Annotated in this window: 12 protein-coding genes and 2 pseudogenes; 6 read left to right on the plus strand and 8 right to left on the minus strand. The window is 65.8% G+C overall.

Going from position 1 to position 16074, the window contains the following annotated elements:
- From AC1DYX_RS05455 to AC1DYX_RS05465, 3 genes are all read left to right on the plus strand, one after another.
- A partial coding sequence (locus tag AC1DYX_RS05455; RefSeq protein ID WP_477257078.1) for an efflux RND transporter periplasmic adaptor subunit occupies positions 1–842 on the plus strand: 842 nt, incomplete at its 5' end.
- An 11-nt stretch (positions 843–853) separates the two neighbouring features.
- The gene (locus AC1DYX_RS05460; protein ID WP_477257080.1) at positions 854–3988 is read left to right on the plus strand and encodes an efflux RND transporter permease subunit; all 3135 of its coding nucleotides are present in this window, start codon (positions 854–856) and stop codon (positions 3986–3988) included.
- 96 nt (positions 3989–4084) lie between these two features.
- Complete coding sequence (locus AC1DYX_RS05465) at positions 4085–4804, plus strand: MOSC domain-containing protein (protein WP_477257082.1); 720 nt, start codon at positions 4085–4087, stop codon at positions 4802–4804.
- Between the two features lie 16 nt (positions 4805–4820).
- Here AC1DYX_RS05465 and AC1DYX_RS05470 read toward each other — a convergent pair whose 3' ends face one another.
- The 5 genes and pseudogenes from AC1DYX_RS05470 to AC1DYX_RS05490 all read right to left on the minus strand — a co-directional run bounded on the left by AC1DYX_RS05470 (position 4821) and on the right by AC1DYX_RS05490 (position 10940).
- Positions 4821–6665, minus strand: coding sequence for a hypothetical protein (locus AC1DYX_RS05470; protein WP_477257084.1), 1845 nt, complete (start codon positions 6663–6665; stop codon positions 4821–4823).
- Positions 6666–7023: 358 nt separating this feature from the next.
- A pseudogene (locus tag AC1DYX_RS05475) lies at positions 7024–8451 on the minus strand (IS1182 family transposase); the annotation flags it as partial.
- Positions 8452–8547: 96 nt separating this feature from the next.
- Positions 8548–8943, minus strand: coding sequence for a hypothetical protein (locus tag AC1DYX_RS05480; RefSeq protein WP_477257086.1), 396 nt, complete (start codon positions 8941–8943; stop codon positions 8548–8550).
- A gap of 701 nt (positions 8944–9644) precedes the next feature.
- Positions 9645–10034 (minus strand): DUF6984 family protein, encoded by a 390-nt coding sequence (locus AC1DYX_RS05485; RefSeq protein WP_477257088.1) that lies wholly within the window; start codon positions 10032–10034, stop codon positions 9645–9647.
- 99 nt (positions 10035–10133) lie between these two features.
- On the minus strand, positions 10134–10940 hold the full coding sequence (locus AC1DYX_RS05490) for a TOBE domain-containing protein (RefSeq protein WP_477257090.1): 807 nt from the start codon (positions 10938–10940) through the stop codon (positions 10134–10136).
- Positions 10941–11026: 86 nt separating this feature from the next.
- Here AC1DYX_RS05490 and modA point away from each other — a divergent pair, with 86 nt between their 5' ends.
- From modA to modC, 3 genes are read left to right on the plus strand one after another with little or no spacing between them, the layout of a single operon-like run.
- Complete coding sequence (gene modA, locus AC1DYX_RS05495) at positions 11027–11767, plus strand: molybdate ABC transporter substrate-binding protein (protein WP_477257092.1); 741 nt, start codon at positions 11027–11029, stop codon at positions 11765–11767.
- Positions 11764–12447 carry a molybdate ABC transporter permease subunit gene (gene modB, locus AC1DYX_RS05500; protein ID WP_477257094.1) on the plus strand — a complete coding sequence of 228 codons (684 nt, stop codon included), beginning with the start codon at positions 11764–11766 and terminating at the stop codon, positions 12445–12447. Before modA ends, modB begins: the two co-directional genes overlap by 4 nt.
- A complete protein-coding gene (modC, locus tag AC1DYX_RS05505; RefSeq protein WP_477257096.1) occupies positions 12447–13526 on the plus strand; it encodes a molybdenum ABC transporter ATP-binding protein in 1080 nt (359 codons plus the stop codon). The genes modB and modC overlap by 1 nt, the downstream gene beginning before the upstream one ends.
- A gap of 170 nt (positions 13527–13696) precedes the next feature.
- On the opposite strand, the gene AC1DYX_RS05510 is transcribed toward modC, so the two are convergent.
- From AC1DYX_RS05510 to AC1DYX_RS05520, 3 genes and pseudogenes are all read right to left on the minus strand, one after another.
- A complete protein-coding gene (locus AC1DYX_RS05510) occupies positions 13697–14383 on the minus strand; it encodes a beta/gamma crystallin family protein (RefSeq protein ID WP_477257098.1) in 687 nt (228 codons plus the stop codon).
- 93 nt (positions 14384–14476) lie between these two features.
- Positions 14477–14890: a hypothetical protein gene (locus tag AC1DYX_RS05515; RefSeq protein ID WP_477257100.1), complete on the minus strand. Its 414-nt coding sequence runs from the start codon at positions 14888–14890 to the stop codon at positions 14477–14479.
- 229 nt (positions 14891–15119) lie between these two features.
- A pseudogene (locus AC1DYX_RS05520) lies at positions 15120–16012 on the minus strand (LysR family transcriptional regulator ArgP).
- Positions 16013–16074: the final 62 nt, after the last annotated feature.

Genomic DNA, 16074 nt, shown 5'->3' on the forward strand with positions numbered 1-16074 from the left:
GCGCCGTGGTGCGCCAGGGCGAGGCGCTCGTGACGCTCCGGAGCCCCGCCGTCGCGCAATGGCGCGCCGAGGCGCAGGCGACTCTCCGGCGCCTGCAGCTCGCGCGCACCACCCACGCGCGGGAAAAGACGCTGTGGGACGAGCGCATCTCCGCCCGCCARGACCTGGAGGCCGCCGCGACGGCCCTGCAGGAAGCCGACATCGCCGCCCAGGCCGCGGCCCAGCGTCTGCGCGCCCTCGGCATCGACGGCGGCGCCGTGTCGGGCAGCGTGACGGTGCGCGCGCCGTTTGCCGGCGTCGTCGTCGACAAGCCGGCCGTGGCGGGCCAGGCCGTCGACGAGACCAAGCCTTTGCTGACGATCGCCGACCTGGCGCACGTGTGGGTCGAGGCGGCCGTGCCCGCGGACAGCCTGGGCCAGGTCGGCACGGGCATGGCGGCGAAGATCAGCGTGGGCACGAGGCCGGACGAGATCGACGGCACCGTGGCCTTCGTCGACCCGGTCCTCGGTGAAACGACGCGCATGGCGACGGCCCGCATCGCCCTGCCGAACCGGGACGGCCGGCTGCGGCCCGGCATGCTGGCGAGCGTCGACCTGATGGGGCCGCAGGCGCAGGTCCCCGTGACGGTGGCCGCCGACGCCATCCAGACGATCCACGAGCACAGCGTCGTGTTCGTCCGCACGCAGGCCGGGTTCGAGGCGCGCGACGTCGTGCCCGGGCGCTCGGACGGCAGGCGCACGGAGATCGTGCGGGGCCTGGCGGCCGGGACGACGTATGCGGCCGGCGGCAGCTTTTTGTTGAAGGCGGACCTCGGCAAGAGCGACGCCGGGCACGACGATTGAGCGGGGCGACCATGTTCCAGAAACTCATCGCCGGTGCCATCGCGCGCCGCTGGCTGGTCGTGCTTGCCGTCCTCGCCCTCGCCGCACTGGGTGTCTTCAATTATCAGCGCCTGCCGATCGACGCCGTGCCCGACATCACGAACGTGCAGGTGCAGATCAACACGGCGGCACCGGGCTACTCKCCGCTGGAAGTCGAGCAGCGCATCACCTTCCCCATCGAGACGGCGATGAACGGCCTGCCACGGCTCGAGCAGGTGCGTTCGCTGTCGCGCTATGGCCTGTCGCAGGTCACCGTCGTCTTCCGCGACGGCACCGACATTTATTTTGCGCGTCAGCTCGTGAACGAAAGGCTGCAGCAGGCGAAAAGCCGGCTGCCGGACCGGGTCGAACCGGTGCCGGGGCCGATCGCGACGGGCCTCGGCGAAATCTTCTACTGGACGGTGGAAGCGCGCGCCGGCGCCGTCAAGCCGGACGGCACGCCGTACACGCCGGCCGACCTGCGCGAGATCCAGGACTGGATCGTGGCGCCGCAGCTGCGCGGCGTGGCCGGCGTGACGGAAGTGAACACGATCGGCGGCTACCTGAAGGAATACCAGGTCGCCCCCGACATGGCGCAACTGACGGCGCGCGGCTTATCTCTGGCCACGCTGGTGAATGCCATCGACCGCAACAACGCCAACGCGGGTGCGGGCTATATCGAGCGGGGCGGCGAACAATTCGTCGTGCGCACGCCGGGGCAGGTGAAATCGCTGGGCGAGATCCGCAACATCGTGCTGGACGTCGTCGACGGCGCCCCCGTGCGCGTGCGCGACGTGGCCGCCGTCGAACCGGGGCGCGAACTGCGCACCGGTGCCGCTACCGAGAATGGACAGGAGGTCGTGCTGGGCGCCGTCTTCATGCTCATCGGCGAAAACAGCCGCGCCGTGGCGGAGCGCGCGCGCCTTAAACTGGCCGAGGTGAACCGCTCGCTGCCGCCCGGCGTGCAGGCGCTGCCCGTGTACGACCGCGCGGTACTGGTCGACAAGGTCATCGCCACCGTCCGCAACAACCTCGTCGAAGGCGCCCTGCTCGTCATCGCGATCCTGTTCGTCTTCCTGGGCAACCTGCGCGCGGCGCTCGTGACGGCCCTCGTGATCCCGCTCGTGATGCTGATGGTGTTTACGGGCATGGTCGGGGCGGGCGTGAGCGTCAACCTGATGAGCCTGGGCGCCCTCGACTTCGGCATCATCATCGACGGCGCCGTCGTCATCGTCGAGAACTGCATCCGCGGCCTCGGCCTCGCCCAGGCCGCGCTGGGACGGCCGCTGACGGCAGACGAACGCCGCGCCGAAGTCATGCTCGCCGCCGCCGAGGCACGCCGGCCGCTGCTGTTCGGCCAGCTGATCATCATGACGGTCTACCTGCCGCTGCTGGCGCTGTCCGGCATCGAGGGCAAGATGTTCCACCCGATGGCGATCACGGTCGTGATGGCGCTGGCCGCCGCGATGATCCTGTCGGTGACGTTCGTGCCGGCCGCCGTCGCGCTGTGCGTGCGCGGCAACGTGGCCGAACGCGAGAATCGCCTGATGCACAAGGCGCGCGACCTGTACCGCCCGCTGCTGGACTGGGTGCTGCGCAACCGCCCGGTCGCGCTGACGTTCGCGGTGCTGAGCGTGCTGCTGACCGGCCTGCTGGCGACGCGCCTGGGCACGGAATTCGCGCCCAACCTGAGTGAAGGCGACCTGGCCGTGCTCACCTTGCGCATTCCCGGCACGAGCCTGCAGCAATCGGTGGCGATGCAGCAGAAGCTGGAGACGGCGCTACTGCGCGAATTTCCGGAAATCGAGCGCATGTTCGCGCGCATCGGCACGGCCGAGGTGGCGACGGACCCGATGCCGCCCAACGCGGCCGACAGCTACATCATCCTGCGCCCGCACCGGGACTGGCCRCAGCCGCGCCGCACGCATGCGCAGCTGGTGGCGGCGATCGCCGCGGCGGCACAGCGCATCCCGGGCAACAGCTACGAGTTTTCGCAGCCGATCCAGCTGCGCTTCAATGAACTGATCTCGGGCGTGCGCAGCGACGTGGCCGTGAAAGTCTTCGGCGACGACACGGCCGCGATGCAGGCGACGGCGCAGCGCATCGCGCGGGTGCTGGAGCGGCTGCCCGGCGCGGCCGAGGTCAGGGTCGAGCAGACGGAAGGATTGCCGGCACTGACCCTGTCCGTCGACCGCATCAAGGCTGCGCGCTACGGCCTGAACGTGGCGGACGTGCAGGAAGCGTTCGGTACGCTCGTCGGCGGCCGCGACGTGGGCGTCGTGTTCGAGGGCGACCGCCGCTTCGCCATCACCGTGCGCCTGCCGGAAGGAGAGCGCAACGACGTCGAGGCGCTGCGCCGGCTGCCGATCTCGCTGCCGGTGCAAAGCGGCTCCGCCGCCAGCATCCCGCTGTCCGCGATCGCCACCCTGGACTTCGTGCCGGAAGCGAACCAGATCAGCCGCGAGAACGGCAAGCGCCGCATCGTCGTCACGGCCAATGTGCGCGGGCGGGATCTGGGCTCGTTCGTCGGCGAGCTGCGCGCGCAACTCGGCAAGGTGGCACTGCCGRCGGGCGTCTGGCTGGGCGTCGGCGGCCAGTTCGAGAACCTGCAGGCGGCCAGCCGGCGCCTGGCCCTCGTCGTGCCGGCCGCGCTGGCCCTCGTGTTCGCGCTGCTCTACCTGATGTTCAACAGCGTGAAGGATGGGCTGCTCGTGTTCAGCGGCATCCCGTTCGCCATCAGCGGCGGCGTGCTGGCCCTGTGGTTGCGCGACCTGCCGCTGTCGATGTCGGCGGCGGTCGGGTTCATCGCCCTCTCCGGCGTCGCCGTGCTGAACGGCCTCGTGATGATCGCGTTCGTGCGCACGCTGCGCGACCAGGGGCGATTGCCCGGCGAGGCCATGCGCGAAGGCGCCCAGGTGCGGCTGCGCGCCGTGCTGATGACGGCGCTCGTCGCCTCGCTGGGCTTCCTGCCGATGGCGCTGGCGACGAGCACCGGCGCCGAGGTGCAGCGGCCGCTGGCGACGGTCGTCATCGGCGGGATCCTGTCGTCGACGGCGCTCACCTTGCTGATTTTGCCGGCGCTGTACACGTGGGCACATGAAAGTTCCCGCGAACGTCAGCATCGTTGACCGTCCCCGTGCGTACCGTCGGCGGGGACGGATGCGCAAGCCGGACAAGCCGTGCGTGTGGCAGACTTTGGCATCGTCACACGACACGGATACGGTATGGACATCGGACGCATCGAAGCACTGGCCCTGCGCACGCACGTCGCCGGGCCGCCCGCGCGCGTGGACGGCGCGCGCGCCATCGCGGGCCAAGGGCTGGACGGCGACGTGCACGCCGACCCGCTGTCGCCGCGCCAGCTGCTGCTGGCCGGCACGGACGCCTACGACGCCTTCGCGCTGCCGCCGCACGCGCTGCGCGAGAACCTGCTGGTGGACCTCGACACGTCGCGCCTGCGCTCCGGCACCGTCCTGCAGGTCGGCCACGGCGTCCTGCTGCGCCTGATGTTCCAGTGCGAGGCCTGCGGCCACCTGGACGCCCACCGGCCGGGCCTGGCCACGCGCATCGGCACGCGGCGCGGCATGCTGGCGCGCGTGCTGCGCGGCGGCGAGCTCCGCCCGGGCGACCCCGTGCGCGACCTGGGCCGCCTGTTGCCGGCCTGGTCCGACGACTGGCGCGAGCGCATCGTGCTGGTGCTCGATGCGCTGCCGCCGGCCAGCGTGATCACGTATAAGCGGCTGGCGCAACTGGCTGGCGTGGCGTCGAGTTATTGCCGTGCTTTCCCGGGGCTGATCGCCCGGCTCGGGCCGCGCTATGCGCGCAGGGCGGTGCCGACGCAATCGGATGTTCCGCTGCCGCGCTGGGAGGGGCAGGGGTTGTTCGAGCATGCAGTTGTCGACGTGCCGGCGGACCGGCTGTTGTCCGCCGAAGCCGTGCCCTGAGACCGGCCCGGCGCTGTCAGTTCAGCCGCGGCGCAATCACCAGTTCCGGCTGCGGCCGTGGCGCGTGCGCCGACAGTTCGGCCGGCGCCACCTGCTGCGGCAAGGCCACGATTCTTTCCCACAGCGCGAAGCCGGCCGTGCGGTTGGTCTTGCTGAGCTGGTAGGCCGGCAGCGCATCCATGCCGTGGGCCAGCCACAGCGCCTCGTACGACGGCGTCAGGCGCGCGTCGTGCCAGGCGTCGGACAGCGGTGCGAAGGTTTCCTGCAGCACGGCGGCCGTGCTGCGCATGCGCACCCAGCGGTGATTCAGCCAGCCGTTTTCCTTTTCGACCGGATTGAGGAAATGCTCGATCACCTGGCGCGCCGCTTCCGCGCCGCTGCGGCTCATCACGTCGATGGCGGTACGCGTCATGTTCAGGTTCAGGCCGCCTTCGCGCTTCGTATGGCGGATCTGCACCACGCGGTCGCGGTAGCCCGGGGTGCGTTTCAATGCCTCGTCGCGCCAGGTGCGGATGGTACGCAGGATGGCGGCCGCGAAGCGCGGCAGCGAGGGCCGGCCGTCGGCTTCGTCGACGGGCAGCCAGGCCGCCGTGATGCCGGTATTGTTGTTCGTCGGGAGCGACACGCGCGCGGCGAACGGGTCGCTTTCCTCCAGGTCATCCTGCAAGGTGACGCCGAACGTGGGTCGCGTGGGCAGGATGTCGTCGAAGAAATGGATCGGGAAATTGCTGGTCAGGCCGCCGTCCGAGAACCAGACGCGCAGCAGGTCGAGGCCGTCCCCATGCACCGGCAGCACGCGCATGCGGTACAGCGGCACGGCCTGCAGCAGCACGGGAAAGCTCAGGCTCATGCGCGCCGCCACGACGAGCGGCAGGTCGTCCGGGTCGGGCATGAAGTAATAGTCTTCGCCGGGGGCGTTCATGTGCGCCAGCAGCGCCACCGTGCGGGCGCCGTGGCGCGTGTGGCGCGAGCGCGCCTTCATCCAGTCGATGATCGCAGTTGGAAACAGCGCGGCCAGCTCGGAGGCGCGGAACACGAGGTCGGCGCTCGAATGCGGCAGGCGGTGCGCGCGCAGCTCCGAGAGGCCCGTCGTCATCAGCGCCAGCTCGATCGGCGGCTCGGACGTGCGCAGCTGGCCGAACGTCAGCGGCGTGCCCTCCGGCAGGCCGGCGATGTCCTGCACGAGCCCGTGCAACCACTCCGTCAGCGCGGGCGGGTTGTCCGGATCGGTGCGCAGGCCGGAGCAGATGCCGCAGCGGTTGGCGCGCAGCCCGCGCCAGGCCGACCACGTGGCCTGCAGCAGCGCCCCGGCCAGCGCGCCCACGAGCATGCACAGGCCGAACCACAGGGCGCTGGCGAGGCCGACGAGGGGCACGCGCGGCCACTGTCCGCCGAGCAGGCTGCTGCTGATCAGGAAGCCCAGCAGCCACATGCCCGCGCCCACGACGGCGCCGGCCGGGAAATTCCACAGCATGGCGAACGACAGATAGCCGGCAGCCTTGATCTTGCTCGTCTCGTTGAGCGCCGCCGAGATGACGCGGAAATGCGGACGCAATGCGGCGCAGGGCTGGAACAGGGAAAACAGCCGGGTGTTGCGGCCGATCGTTTCCTGCAGCGTGCCGGGCAGCCGCGCCAGGATGTGGAAACCGTCATCCTCGCCCTGCCCCTCCTTGCGCACGCGGTTGCGCTTGAACTGGGCCGCCGCCGCCGCGATCGCCGCCACGGCGCCGACGCTGGTGCCGCCGATCGAGCGCAAGGTAAAGCGCTCGGCCAGCCGGGCCACGAACGCGGGGTAGACCACGCCGGAGGTCACCCCGCCTTCCATCACGATATCGCATTCCTTGGGTAAAAAATCGTTCATCGCTATCCGTATTCACGCATGAGGTATCGATTATGCGTGATCGGGATGGCGGATGAATCGCCAAATGTCACAGCCCAGGAAGGTCGGGCAGGATTCAAGCCTCAGGTCCAGCGCTTCAAGACACGATGGCAGGACAACGGCACTGATACGCTCGGCTCACGCGTTGGTGCGAACGCAGTAGTGTACGGCCGGAACCGGCCGAGGCCGTGTAAAAACGCAAGATCGACTGCTCGAATCTTAAAGGTTACTGGAGCGGCCTGAGGCGTCGTGTCGCACCAAAATCGATCTCCGCTGACTTCAGCCAACTCAGAATGGTGACGCCCCAAAGCAGCCCAAATCGCTTGAGAAAACGGGCGTAGGCCCGGATCGCGGCCACCATGCCCGATCTGCCCAGAATCGCCATCAATCGTCGGAAATTATAGGCGAGCACGTGCAGGCTCATTTCCGTTTTCACGCACTCCAGTCCTTTCGTCAGAAAGTGCGTCGCGCCCATCCATGATTTGATCGTGCCGTATGGGTGCTCGACGGACGAGCGGCGGATGCGCATGGCGTCTGGGTTCTGGTCCAGGCGTGTCTGCATGTCGTCGAGCACGTCCTGATGCTCCCATCGCGTTACTCGGCGCTGCTGGCTCGGCGTGCACTTGGCCTTGAGCGGGCAATCCTTGCAGTTCGAGCTCCAGTAGCGATGGTTTTTGAGGCCATTCTCGATGCTCGCAAAACGCCAGATCAGTGCTTGTCCCGCAGGACAGCGAAACTCGTCCTTCTCAGGATCGTAGATGAAATCGGCCTTGTCGAATCTGCCGTCAGCCTTGGCATTCGATGTCTTCACCTTCGGTACCAGGGCACTGATACCGGCCTCGTGGCAGGCCAGAATCTCTTCACCCTTGAAATAGCCGCGGTCGGCTATCGCTGTGAGCTTTGGCGTCCCGATTGCCGTACGCGCTTTCTTGGCCATGCCGGACAATTGATCGCGGTCGCTGCCGTTATTCGTTACGTCGTGCTCGACGATCAAGTGATGCTTTGTGTCGACGGCAGTCTGCACGTTGTAGCCAACGATGCCCGAGCCCCGCGTCATCATCGAGCGTGCATCCGGATCGGTGAGCGAAATCTGTGTTTCGCCTGTTTCTTGCAGCTTCGCTTCGATCTCTGTGAGCGCCGCCATCTGGTCCTTCAGCGCTGCAATCTTGTCGTTGAGGCGGACCGCTTTCGCCTGTTTGGCAGCGGGTTCCTGGCGGTCGGCTGTATCGAGTTCTGCCAGATATCGGGTGATGTTGGCCTCGATTTCTTGCATCCGACGCTTGAGCTTGGCATCGGTGAAATTGCGGTCGCTGCTGTTGACGGCCTTGAACTTGCTGCCATCGATGGCCACCACCGCATCGGAAAACAAATCCAGCTGCTGGCACAAGACGACGAACTGGCGGCAGACGTTGCGAATGGCCTTGCCGTTGTCCTTTCGGAAGTTCGCGATCGTCTTGAAGTCGGGTGCCAGTCGCTGCGTCAGCCACATCAATTCCACGTTACGTTGGGCTTCGCGCTCAAGCCGTCGGCTCGACTGAATGCGGTTGAGATAACCGTAGATGTAGAGTTTGAGCAGCACGGCCGGGTGGTAAGCGGGCCGCCCCGTTTTCGCCGGCTGTACACCCTTGAAGCCAAGCCCGGCAAGGTTCAGTTCTTCGACAAATACATCGACTACGCGCACCGGATTGTCCTCGGAAACGTAGTCGTCCAGTAGCTCAGGCAGCAGCGTGCCTTGTCCTCGATGTTCGCCTTCGATAAAGCGCTTCATGTGGCATCCGTATTGATGAGATACTGGATCAACGTTTACAGACCCGGTTCCGTTTACCCGAAACCCACGTTTTTACACGGCCTGGRCCCAAAGCGGTCATTTCTCAGCAACGTATTTTCTTGACTTGGTCCACGACCATTGCAGGAGGCTACTTAACTCGTCGTCCTGTTCTGCGAGTACCCACTTGGCTATCGATTGCGTGAATCCGTCGGGGCATGTTCCTTCAAGTAGCTGAGAAAGACATGCAGAGACCCTATGTTGAATCTCATTGACCCGACGAAGTTGGCGCGGGTTGGCCAGTTCATCAGTACCAGTCTCATAACTGTTTCGCCCGACAATCGTTATCTCCCAACTGAGCCTTGCGAGGAAACGGATTGCAAAATCTGGAGCAAGGCTTTCGATCCATTCAGTTTCGGCTGCGACTGCCATCATTTTTTCTCCAAGCCGGATGGCAGTACGTTCGCCTATGGCTGAACGCGGCAGTTTATTCACGGCGGCAGTCGACCCGAAGCTGTCGTCTGCAATCCAACTTTACGACTGGGTTTGCACTGCTACGACAACAAAATCACTTCCGCCCAGCTCGACGGACTTCCGCCAAACATGTCGGCCTCAAGCACATCGCGCACGTTGGTCTACCAGCGAACCTGATCAGTTTTTTCCATGATGAGATTATTCATTTAGCGGCCATGTATCGCATACTGACGGCTCACAGCGACGCTTCCGCCAATGCAGACAAACAAAAGCAGTGCCCCTGGGATAAGCGAAATGATCGTGTCCGAAACGTCTTCGTCGGGCCAACCCTTTAGTGCCAGAAACACGACAGTCGATAGCCACCATATGCTGATGGACGCACTGCAACCATACCACAGCCATTTCGCCCACCTGTAGCGGAGGACGAGCCCAATGCCGCAGCCAGCGAAGATGACAGCCTCGAGTAACCAGAACGGGGCAGAAAATTCCAACGCCACCCAACCGACATAACATGCGTTGAGAATCGACAGAAATCCGAGCATATTGACAATCATTTGGACGACGGTCACTTATAAACAGTTCACGCTGGATCGGCTTCCGCTTTTGGCCGATCTCGGCCGATCGAGCCAGCATAGCATGTTGCCGAGCCGACAAACTATCGGACTGTCACGACAGGCCGAGTTCGACCCGAACCGGACGTAAGCGTCTATGACCTTCTGCAATCATATTTTGATTGTGAGACGGTCAAGGACGGGGTATTCCTGGACTGGGGCAAAGTCAACTTTCCACATGTCGAGTTCATACAGCCGACCGTTTTGATCTGCATTCAGCACGATACTTACCTGGACCCCATCGCAGTCGACGTACTCTGCCTCCACGAGGCAACGGCCTAAAGTCCGGTTCTTGTCGCCTGCGAATTCAAAACTACCCATTCCACCATCGGCCATATCGCGTACTAAGGCGTTATCCAACTGCTGACGTAGGTTCCCATTGGCGCTTACTTGCTCGAGTAAGGCGCGCACCAGTAAATCCTCTTCAACACGGAGAGGACGTAGGCCACTTTCAGTCTCGCCAGACACCACACTCCCCTCTAGTGACTGCTTGCTTTCCATGTTCTGGACGGCTGCTCATGGCCGAACCCGGCCGTTCGCAAGGCTCAGTCTACGGCCCGTATTGCTCTACTGGCAAGCAGAGGTTTTGATGGATGTACTTTACGCCGGCACGCCGACGATCACGCTGGACGCCTTGAACATCGCCGTCGCGGTCTGGCCCTCCGCCAGTTCGAGTGCGCGGGCGCTCTCGTTGGTGATGATGGCGGCGACGCTGCCCCCGCCCGTCAGGTCGAGGACGACCTCGGTGTTGACGGCGCCCGGCGTCAGGCGGGCAACGGTGCCTTCGAGGCGGTTGCGGGCCGAGAAGCGCGCACCCTGCGCGTCCGTCATGAGGATGATCGACGAGGCCTTGACGAGGGCGAAGGCCTGCGCGCCTGCTTGTAAACCAAGGCTTTCCGTGCTCTCGTGGGTGACGATGGCAACGATTTTGTGGCCGCCGGCGATGTCGATCTCGATTTCGTCGTTGACGGCGCCGGGCTGGACGCGGGAGACCGTGCCGAAGAACTGGTTGCGTGCGCTCGTTTTCATGTTCAGCCTGCCGATCAGGGTGAGGTCGGCGGACAGATGGCCGGCCTGCTGGTTGAGTTGTGCCACGAATTGCTGGTGGAGTCGTTCGATCGTGCGAAAGTTCCTGACCAGTTGTTCGCCGCGCGCCGTCAGGCGGGTGCCGCCGCCGCCCCTGCCCCCGGCGACTCTTTCGACCAGCGCTTCGCCGGCCAGGTTGTTCATCGCGTCGATCGCGTCCCAGGCTCCCTTGTAGCTGATGCCGAGAGATTTCGCGGCCTGGCTGATCGAGCCGGTTTGCGCGATCGCGGCCAGCAGCTCGACCCGTCCCGGACCGCCGAATTTCTCGCCGTCGACCGTCATCCAGACGGTGCCTTGCAATGTGAACGGGTTGCTTTCCATGGGGTCTCCGGATGAATCGTTATCGCGCACAACGCATGAGCTTCCGTTATATACTCTACTACATAGCGCTACGACAGGAGTCGACGATGAGATGGTTTGCCGGCCTGCTGGCCCTGATGGCAGGCGCTGCCGCCCAGGCGAACGAGGTGCAGGTGGCCGTGGCCGCCAATTTCACGGCGCCGATGCAAAAGATTGCGGCCGAATTCGAAAAGGACACGGGCCACAAGGCCGTGCTCGCGTTCGGCGCCACCGGCAAGTTCTACGCCCAGATCGTCAACGGCGCCCCGTTCGAGGTGCTGCTGGCGGCCGACGACGAGACGCCGGCCCGGCTGGAAACGGAGCACCGCACCGTGCCCGGCACGCGATTCACCTACGCGACCGGCAAGCTGGTGCTGTGGTCCGCGACGGACGGCTATGTGGATAACCAGGGCCAGGTGCTGAAGACGGGGAATTACGCCCACCTGGCCATCGCCAATCCGAAGACGGCCCCGTACGGCGCGGCCGCCATCGAAACGCTGACGAAGCTGAACCTCCTCGATCGCGTGCAGGGCAAGCTCGTGCAAGGCGAAAATATCGCCCAGGCTTACCAGTTCGTCAGCACGGGCAATGCGCCGCTCGGTTTCGTCGCGCTGGCGCAAGTCTATCGCGATGGCAGATTCACCTCCGGCTCGGGCTGGATCGTGCCGGCCAACCTGCACGGTCCGATTCGCCAGGATGCCGTGATTCTGGCGAAAGGCAGCGCCAATCCGGCCGCGAAGGCGCTGGAGGGCTATCTGAAGTCGAACAAGGTCAAAGAGATCATCCGCTCCTACGGTTATGAACTGTGACGCTTGACGACGCCGACCTCGCGGCCGTCCGCCTGACGCTGGAACTGGCCACCGTCGTGACCCTGCTGCTGCTGGCGATCGGTACGCCGATCGCCTGGTGGCTCGCGCGCACGCGCTCGCGCCTGCGCCACGCGGTGGGCGCCGTCGTCGCCCTGCCCCTCGTGCTGCCGCCGACCGTGATCGGCTTTTATCTGCTGCTCGTGCTGGGGCCGAACGGTCCGGTCGGCAAGCTGACGGAGGTGCTGGGCATCGGCTTGCTGCCGTTTTCGTTCGGCGGCCTCGTGCTGGCGTCCGTGTGTTATTCGCTGCCGTTCGTCGTGCAGCCGCTGCAGAACGCCTTCGAGGCGATCGGGCCGCGGCCGCTGGAAGTGGCGGCCACCTTGCGCGCAAGTCCGTGGGACACGTTCTGGTCCGTGGTCGTACCGCTGGCCCGGCCCGGCTTCCTGTCCGGCGCGGTGCTCGGCTTCGCGCACACGGTGGGCGAGTTCGGCGTCGTGCTGATGATCGGCGGGAATATACCGGACAAGACGCGCGTCGTGTCCATCCAAATCTACGACCACGTCGAGGCGCTCGAATATGCCCAGGCGCACTGGCTGGCTGGCGGCATGCTCGCCTTCAGCTTCATCGTGCTGCTGGCGCTGTACACCGTGTATCCGCAGGCGATGAAAGGACGGCGCTGATGACGGACGGGCTGCGCGCGCGCCTGCGCCTGGACCGCGGCGCCTTCCGGCTGGACGTCGACCTGGACCTGCCGCAGCGCGGCATCAGCGCCCTGTTCGGCCATTCCGGCTCGGGCAAGACGACGATCCTGCGCGCCATCGCCGGCCTGGAGCGCGCGCCCGGCGGCTACGTCGCGCTCGGCGGCGAGGTCTGGCAGGACGACGCGCGCGGCGTCTTCGTGCCCGTGCACAGGCGCGCCCTCGGCTACGTGTTCCAGGAGGCGAGCCTGTTCCCGCACCTGTCCGTGCGCGCCAACCTGGAATTCGGACGCACGCGGGTGCCGGCGCACGAGCGCCGTTTCGACTTGGCGCCGGTAACGGAGCTGCTGGGCATCGAAAGCCTGCTCGAACGCCGACCGGACGGCCTGTCGGGTGGAGAACGCCAGCGCGTGGCGATCGCGCGCGCCCTGCTCGCGTCGCCGCGCCTGCTGCTGATGGACGAGCCGCTGGCGGCACTGGACCTGCGTCGCAAGCTGGAGATCCTGCCTTACCTGGAGCGCATGCACGCGGAACTGGCGATCCCGATCGTCTACGTGAGTCACGCTCCGGACGAGGTCGCGCGGCTGGCCGATCACCTCGTGCTGCTGGACGATGGCAAGGCCGTGGCCAGCGGCCCGTTGACGGAGACGCTGGCGCGCGTCGACCTGCCGCCCAGCTTTGCCGACGATGCCGGCGTCGTGCTCGACACGCAACTCGCCGGCCATGAGGAAGATGCGTTATCCCGGCTGGAATTTGCCGGCGGTGCGCTGTTCGTGGGCCGGCGCCGCGAAGCCATCGGCACGCACCTGCGTTGCCGCATCCATGCGCGCGACGTCAGCCTGGCGCTGGAACAGCCGCAAGGCACCAGCATCGTGAACCGCCTGCCGGCCGTGGTGACGGCGGTCGCCGCCACCGGGACGCCGGGTCACGTGCTCGTGCAATTGCGGATCGGGCCATCGCCGCTGCTGGCTCGCATCACGGCCCGCTCGCGCCGCGAGCTGGCCATCGAACCGGGCCTGCGCCTGTGGGCCCAGATCAAGGGCGTGGCCCTGTTGAACTGACTGAAATTCGGGGTCAGAGCGAATATTCGATCAATGGTTCCTGCGATACGATGCCAACGACCGTGTGCATGCCGATGAGACTTTTGCGGCGGCAGCGTGAGCAGCATTGTGCACTGATGGACGGGATGCTGCGAAGTTATTGCCCTAAAAAGTGCTCTGACCCCGAATTTTTAGCGGACGCGGCGCATTGAGGAGATGCGGTTGTTCATCCGGTCGAGGACGTCGTAGCGGCCCGGCCCCAGCACGATGCATTCGCCGCGGAAGTCGGCGTGTTCGCAAAATTCCCAGCGGCCTTCGCGGATGATGAGCGAGGTGGCGCGGTCGTTGAAGCCGACGTCGCTCATGGCGCGCACGTCCTGCGACAGCTCGACCTGTTGGCCCTGGAAGCTCGGACCGGCGAACATCACGACCTCGGCGCCGCCACGTCCGCCGCCCTGCCCGCCTCCCTGCCATCCGCCGTGCCAGCCGCCACGGTCATGATCGCGGTCGTTCCCATAGCCGTTGCCACGGTCGTCATCGCGATCGCGGTCGCGCCAGCGGCCCTGGCCGTCACGGTCGATCTGGCGCGCCGAGGAGATGGCATCATTAAAACCGGGCAGTTCACGGTATTCGCCCGGACCGAACTCGGCGCAGCGACCGCCGAAGTTGGCGTGCTCGCACAGCACCCACGTGCCGGAGCGGACGACGACGCTCGAGGCGCGGTCGTTGAAGCCGACGGCGCCCAGGTTCGGCGCTTCGCGGTCGAGGGTCACGCGGTTGCCGCGGAAGTTACTGTCCGAGAACAGGGTCAGTTCGCCGGCAAAGGCGGCGTGCGTAAAAGTGGCCAGGACGGCGGCGGCGGCAAGCAGGCGTTTCATGATGTCTCCATGGTTTCGAGCGCCTTCCCTCGGCGCCTGTGCCGTTAACGCGGGGCCCGTGCGGGAGGCGGACAGTTTCTTTGTAACAAAATCCTACGTGGCCGCGTGCACGCGCACGGCGTCGATCTGCTCGGCCCGCAGCAGGTCGACGATCTGCCGGCCCAGGTCTTCCAGCGCAGCGTGGTTCGACAGATTACGCAAGCGCTGTTCCAGGCTGAGCCGCTCGCGGATCGAGACCGCCCAGCCGATCGGTTGGCCCTGGTAGCCGGCCTCGGCCGTGCACAGGCTGGCGCAGGCGATGGTGAGCCGCAGTTCCTCGGTCGGCGCGTAGTCGAGACACCAGCCCCAGTCTTCCGCGCACGGATAGCCGGTGACGATCCCTTGCCGGCAGAGCGATTGCGCCAGCCACAGCGCCAGTTCGAATCCGTAGACGCCGGGATTCGGCTGGCAATCTTCCGGCAAGGTCGGCAGGAATTTTGCGGATGAGAATTCGATACCCCAGGTCATCGATGTCCTCCTCACGGCTCGGCGATCGCATTCGCGGCCACATATCTTGAATTGTAGCGCTTTCTTTTCGTTAAGAATAAGTGGTTGCTAGCATCGGGTAGCTGAAGCCCGGGTTTTCGAGTTTACTTCAAGGTCGATGATGTCGAAACCTTCATTCAAGGAGTTCCCATGAGCGTTCCTGATCCCGGAATGTTGCTGGGGCGCGGCGCAATGGCTTGCCGGTCGACGTTCAGGGCAGCGGCAGCAGCACCGAGCGCGCGCCCTTGACGAGCGCCGCGCCCATGCGCTCCAGCCGCGGCGGCTGAATGCGCCAGGCATGCCAGTACAGCGCCACGTCGACGAACAGGTCCGGCGTCAGGTCGACGAGGGCGCCGCTGGCGAGCATGTCCGCACACTGTTCCAGCGGCAGCAGGCCGTAGCCGAGGCCGAGGCGGATCGCCTGCACGTACGGGTCGCTGGACGGCACGTAGTGAAAGGGATACGCGCCTTCCGGCAGGCCGAAATGCTGCAGCAGGAACGCGGTCTGCAACTGGTCGTTGCGGTCGAAGACCATCACCGGCGCGCGCCGCGCGGCTTCCCTCGTGATCCCGTCCGGGAACCAGTGCGCGGCGAATTGCGGCGCCGCCACCAGCCGGTAGCGCATGATGCCCAGCGGGGTGACGGTGCAGCCGCGCATCGGCTCCGTCTCGCCCGACACGCAGGCGAGGGCGAGCCCCTGTTCCAGCAGGGCAAAGGTATGCCGCTGGTCGCCCGTGACGAATTCGACGAGCAAGCCTTCCTCGATCAGCACGGGCGCCAGCACGGGCAGCAGCCATGTCGCCAGGTGTCGTTGTTGACGGCCAGCGGGACGCGCACGGGACCGGGATCGGCCTGCTGTTCCGCGAAAAACTCGTCTTCCAGCAGCGCACGGCGGCGCAGGAATTGCAGCAGCCGCATGCCGGGCGCCGTCGGCCGGCAGGGGCGGGAGCGCACGAGCAGCGGCGTGCCCAGGTCGTGTTCCAGCGCGGCGATGCGCTGCGAGATGGCGGATGGCGTCACGTTCAGCAGCGCCGCCGCCTGCTCGAGGCTGCCGCTGTCGACGGCGGCGACGAACGCCTCGCTGCGGCGCGGATCGATTTTCATGAGATTAGTCCAGCTTAATTAACTTTAGAAATCATTAATATAATTGATGAAGTGCCGGCTGA

It is taken from the genome of Massilia sp. P2_C2, from assembly GCF_056404615.1.

Bases quoted from the DNA above. Each gene is read 5' to 3' on its own strand.
- AC1DYX_RS05485 (WP_477257088.1), bottom strand. From the start codon at position 10,034: ATGGAAAGCAAGCAGTCACTAGAGGGGAGTGTGGTGTCTGGCGAGACT.
- AC1DYX_RS05470 (WP_477257084.1), bottom strand. From the start codon at position 6,665: ATGAACGATTTTTTACCCAAGGAATGCGATATCGTGATGGAAGGCGGG.
- AC1DYX_RS05510 (WP_477257098.1), bottom strand. From the start codon at position 14,383: ATGAAACGCCTGCTTGCCGCCGCCGCCGTCCTGGCCACTTTTACGCAC.
- AC1DYX_RS05515 (WP_477257100.1), bottom strand. From the start codon at position 14,890: ATGACCTGGGGTATCGAATTCTCATCCGCAAAATTCCTGCCGACCTTG.
- AC1DYX_RS05490 (WP_477257090.1), bottom strand. From the start codon at position 10,940: ATGGAAAGCAACCCGTTCACATTGCAAGGCACCGTCTGGATGACGGTC.
- modC (WP_477257096.1), top strand. From the start codon at position 12,447: ATGACGGACGGGCTGCGCGCGCGCCTGCGCCTGGACCGCGGCGCCTTC.
- modA (WP_477257092.1), top strand. From the start codon at position 11,027: ATGAGATGGTTTGCCGGCCTGCTGGCCCTGATGGCAGGCGCTGCCGCC.
- AC1DYX_RS05465 (WP_477257082.1), top strand. From the start codon at position 4,085: ATGGACATCGGACGCATCGAAGCACTGGCCCTGCGCACGCACGTCGCC.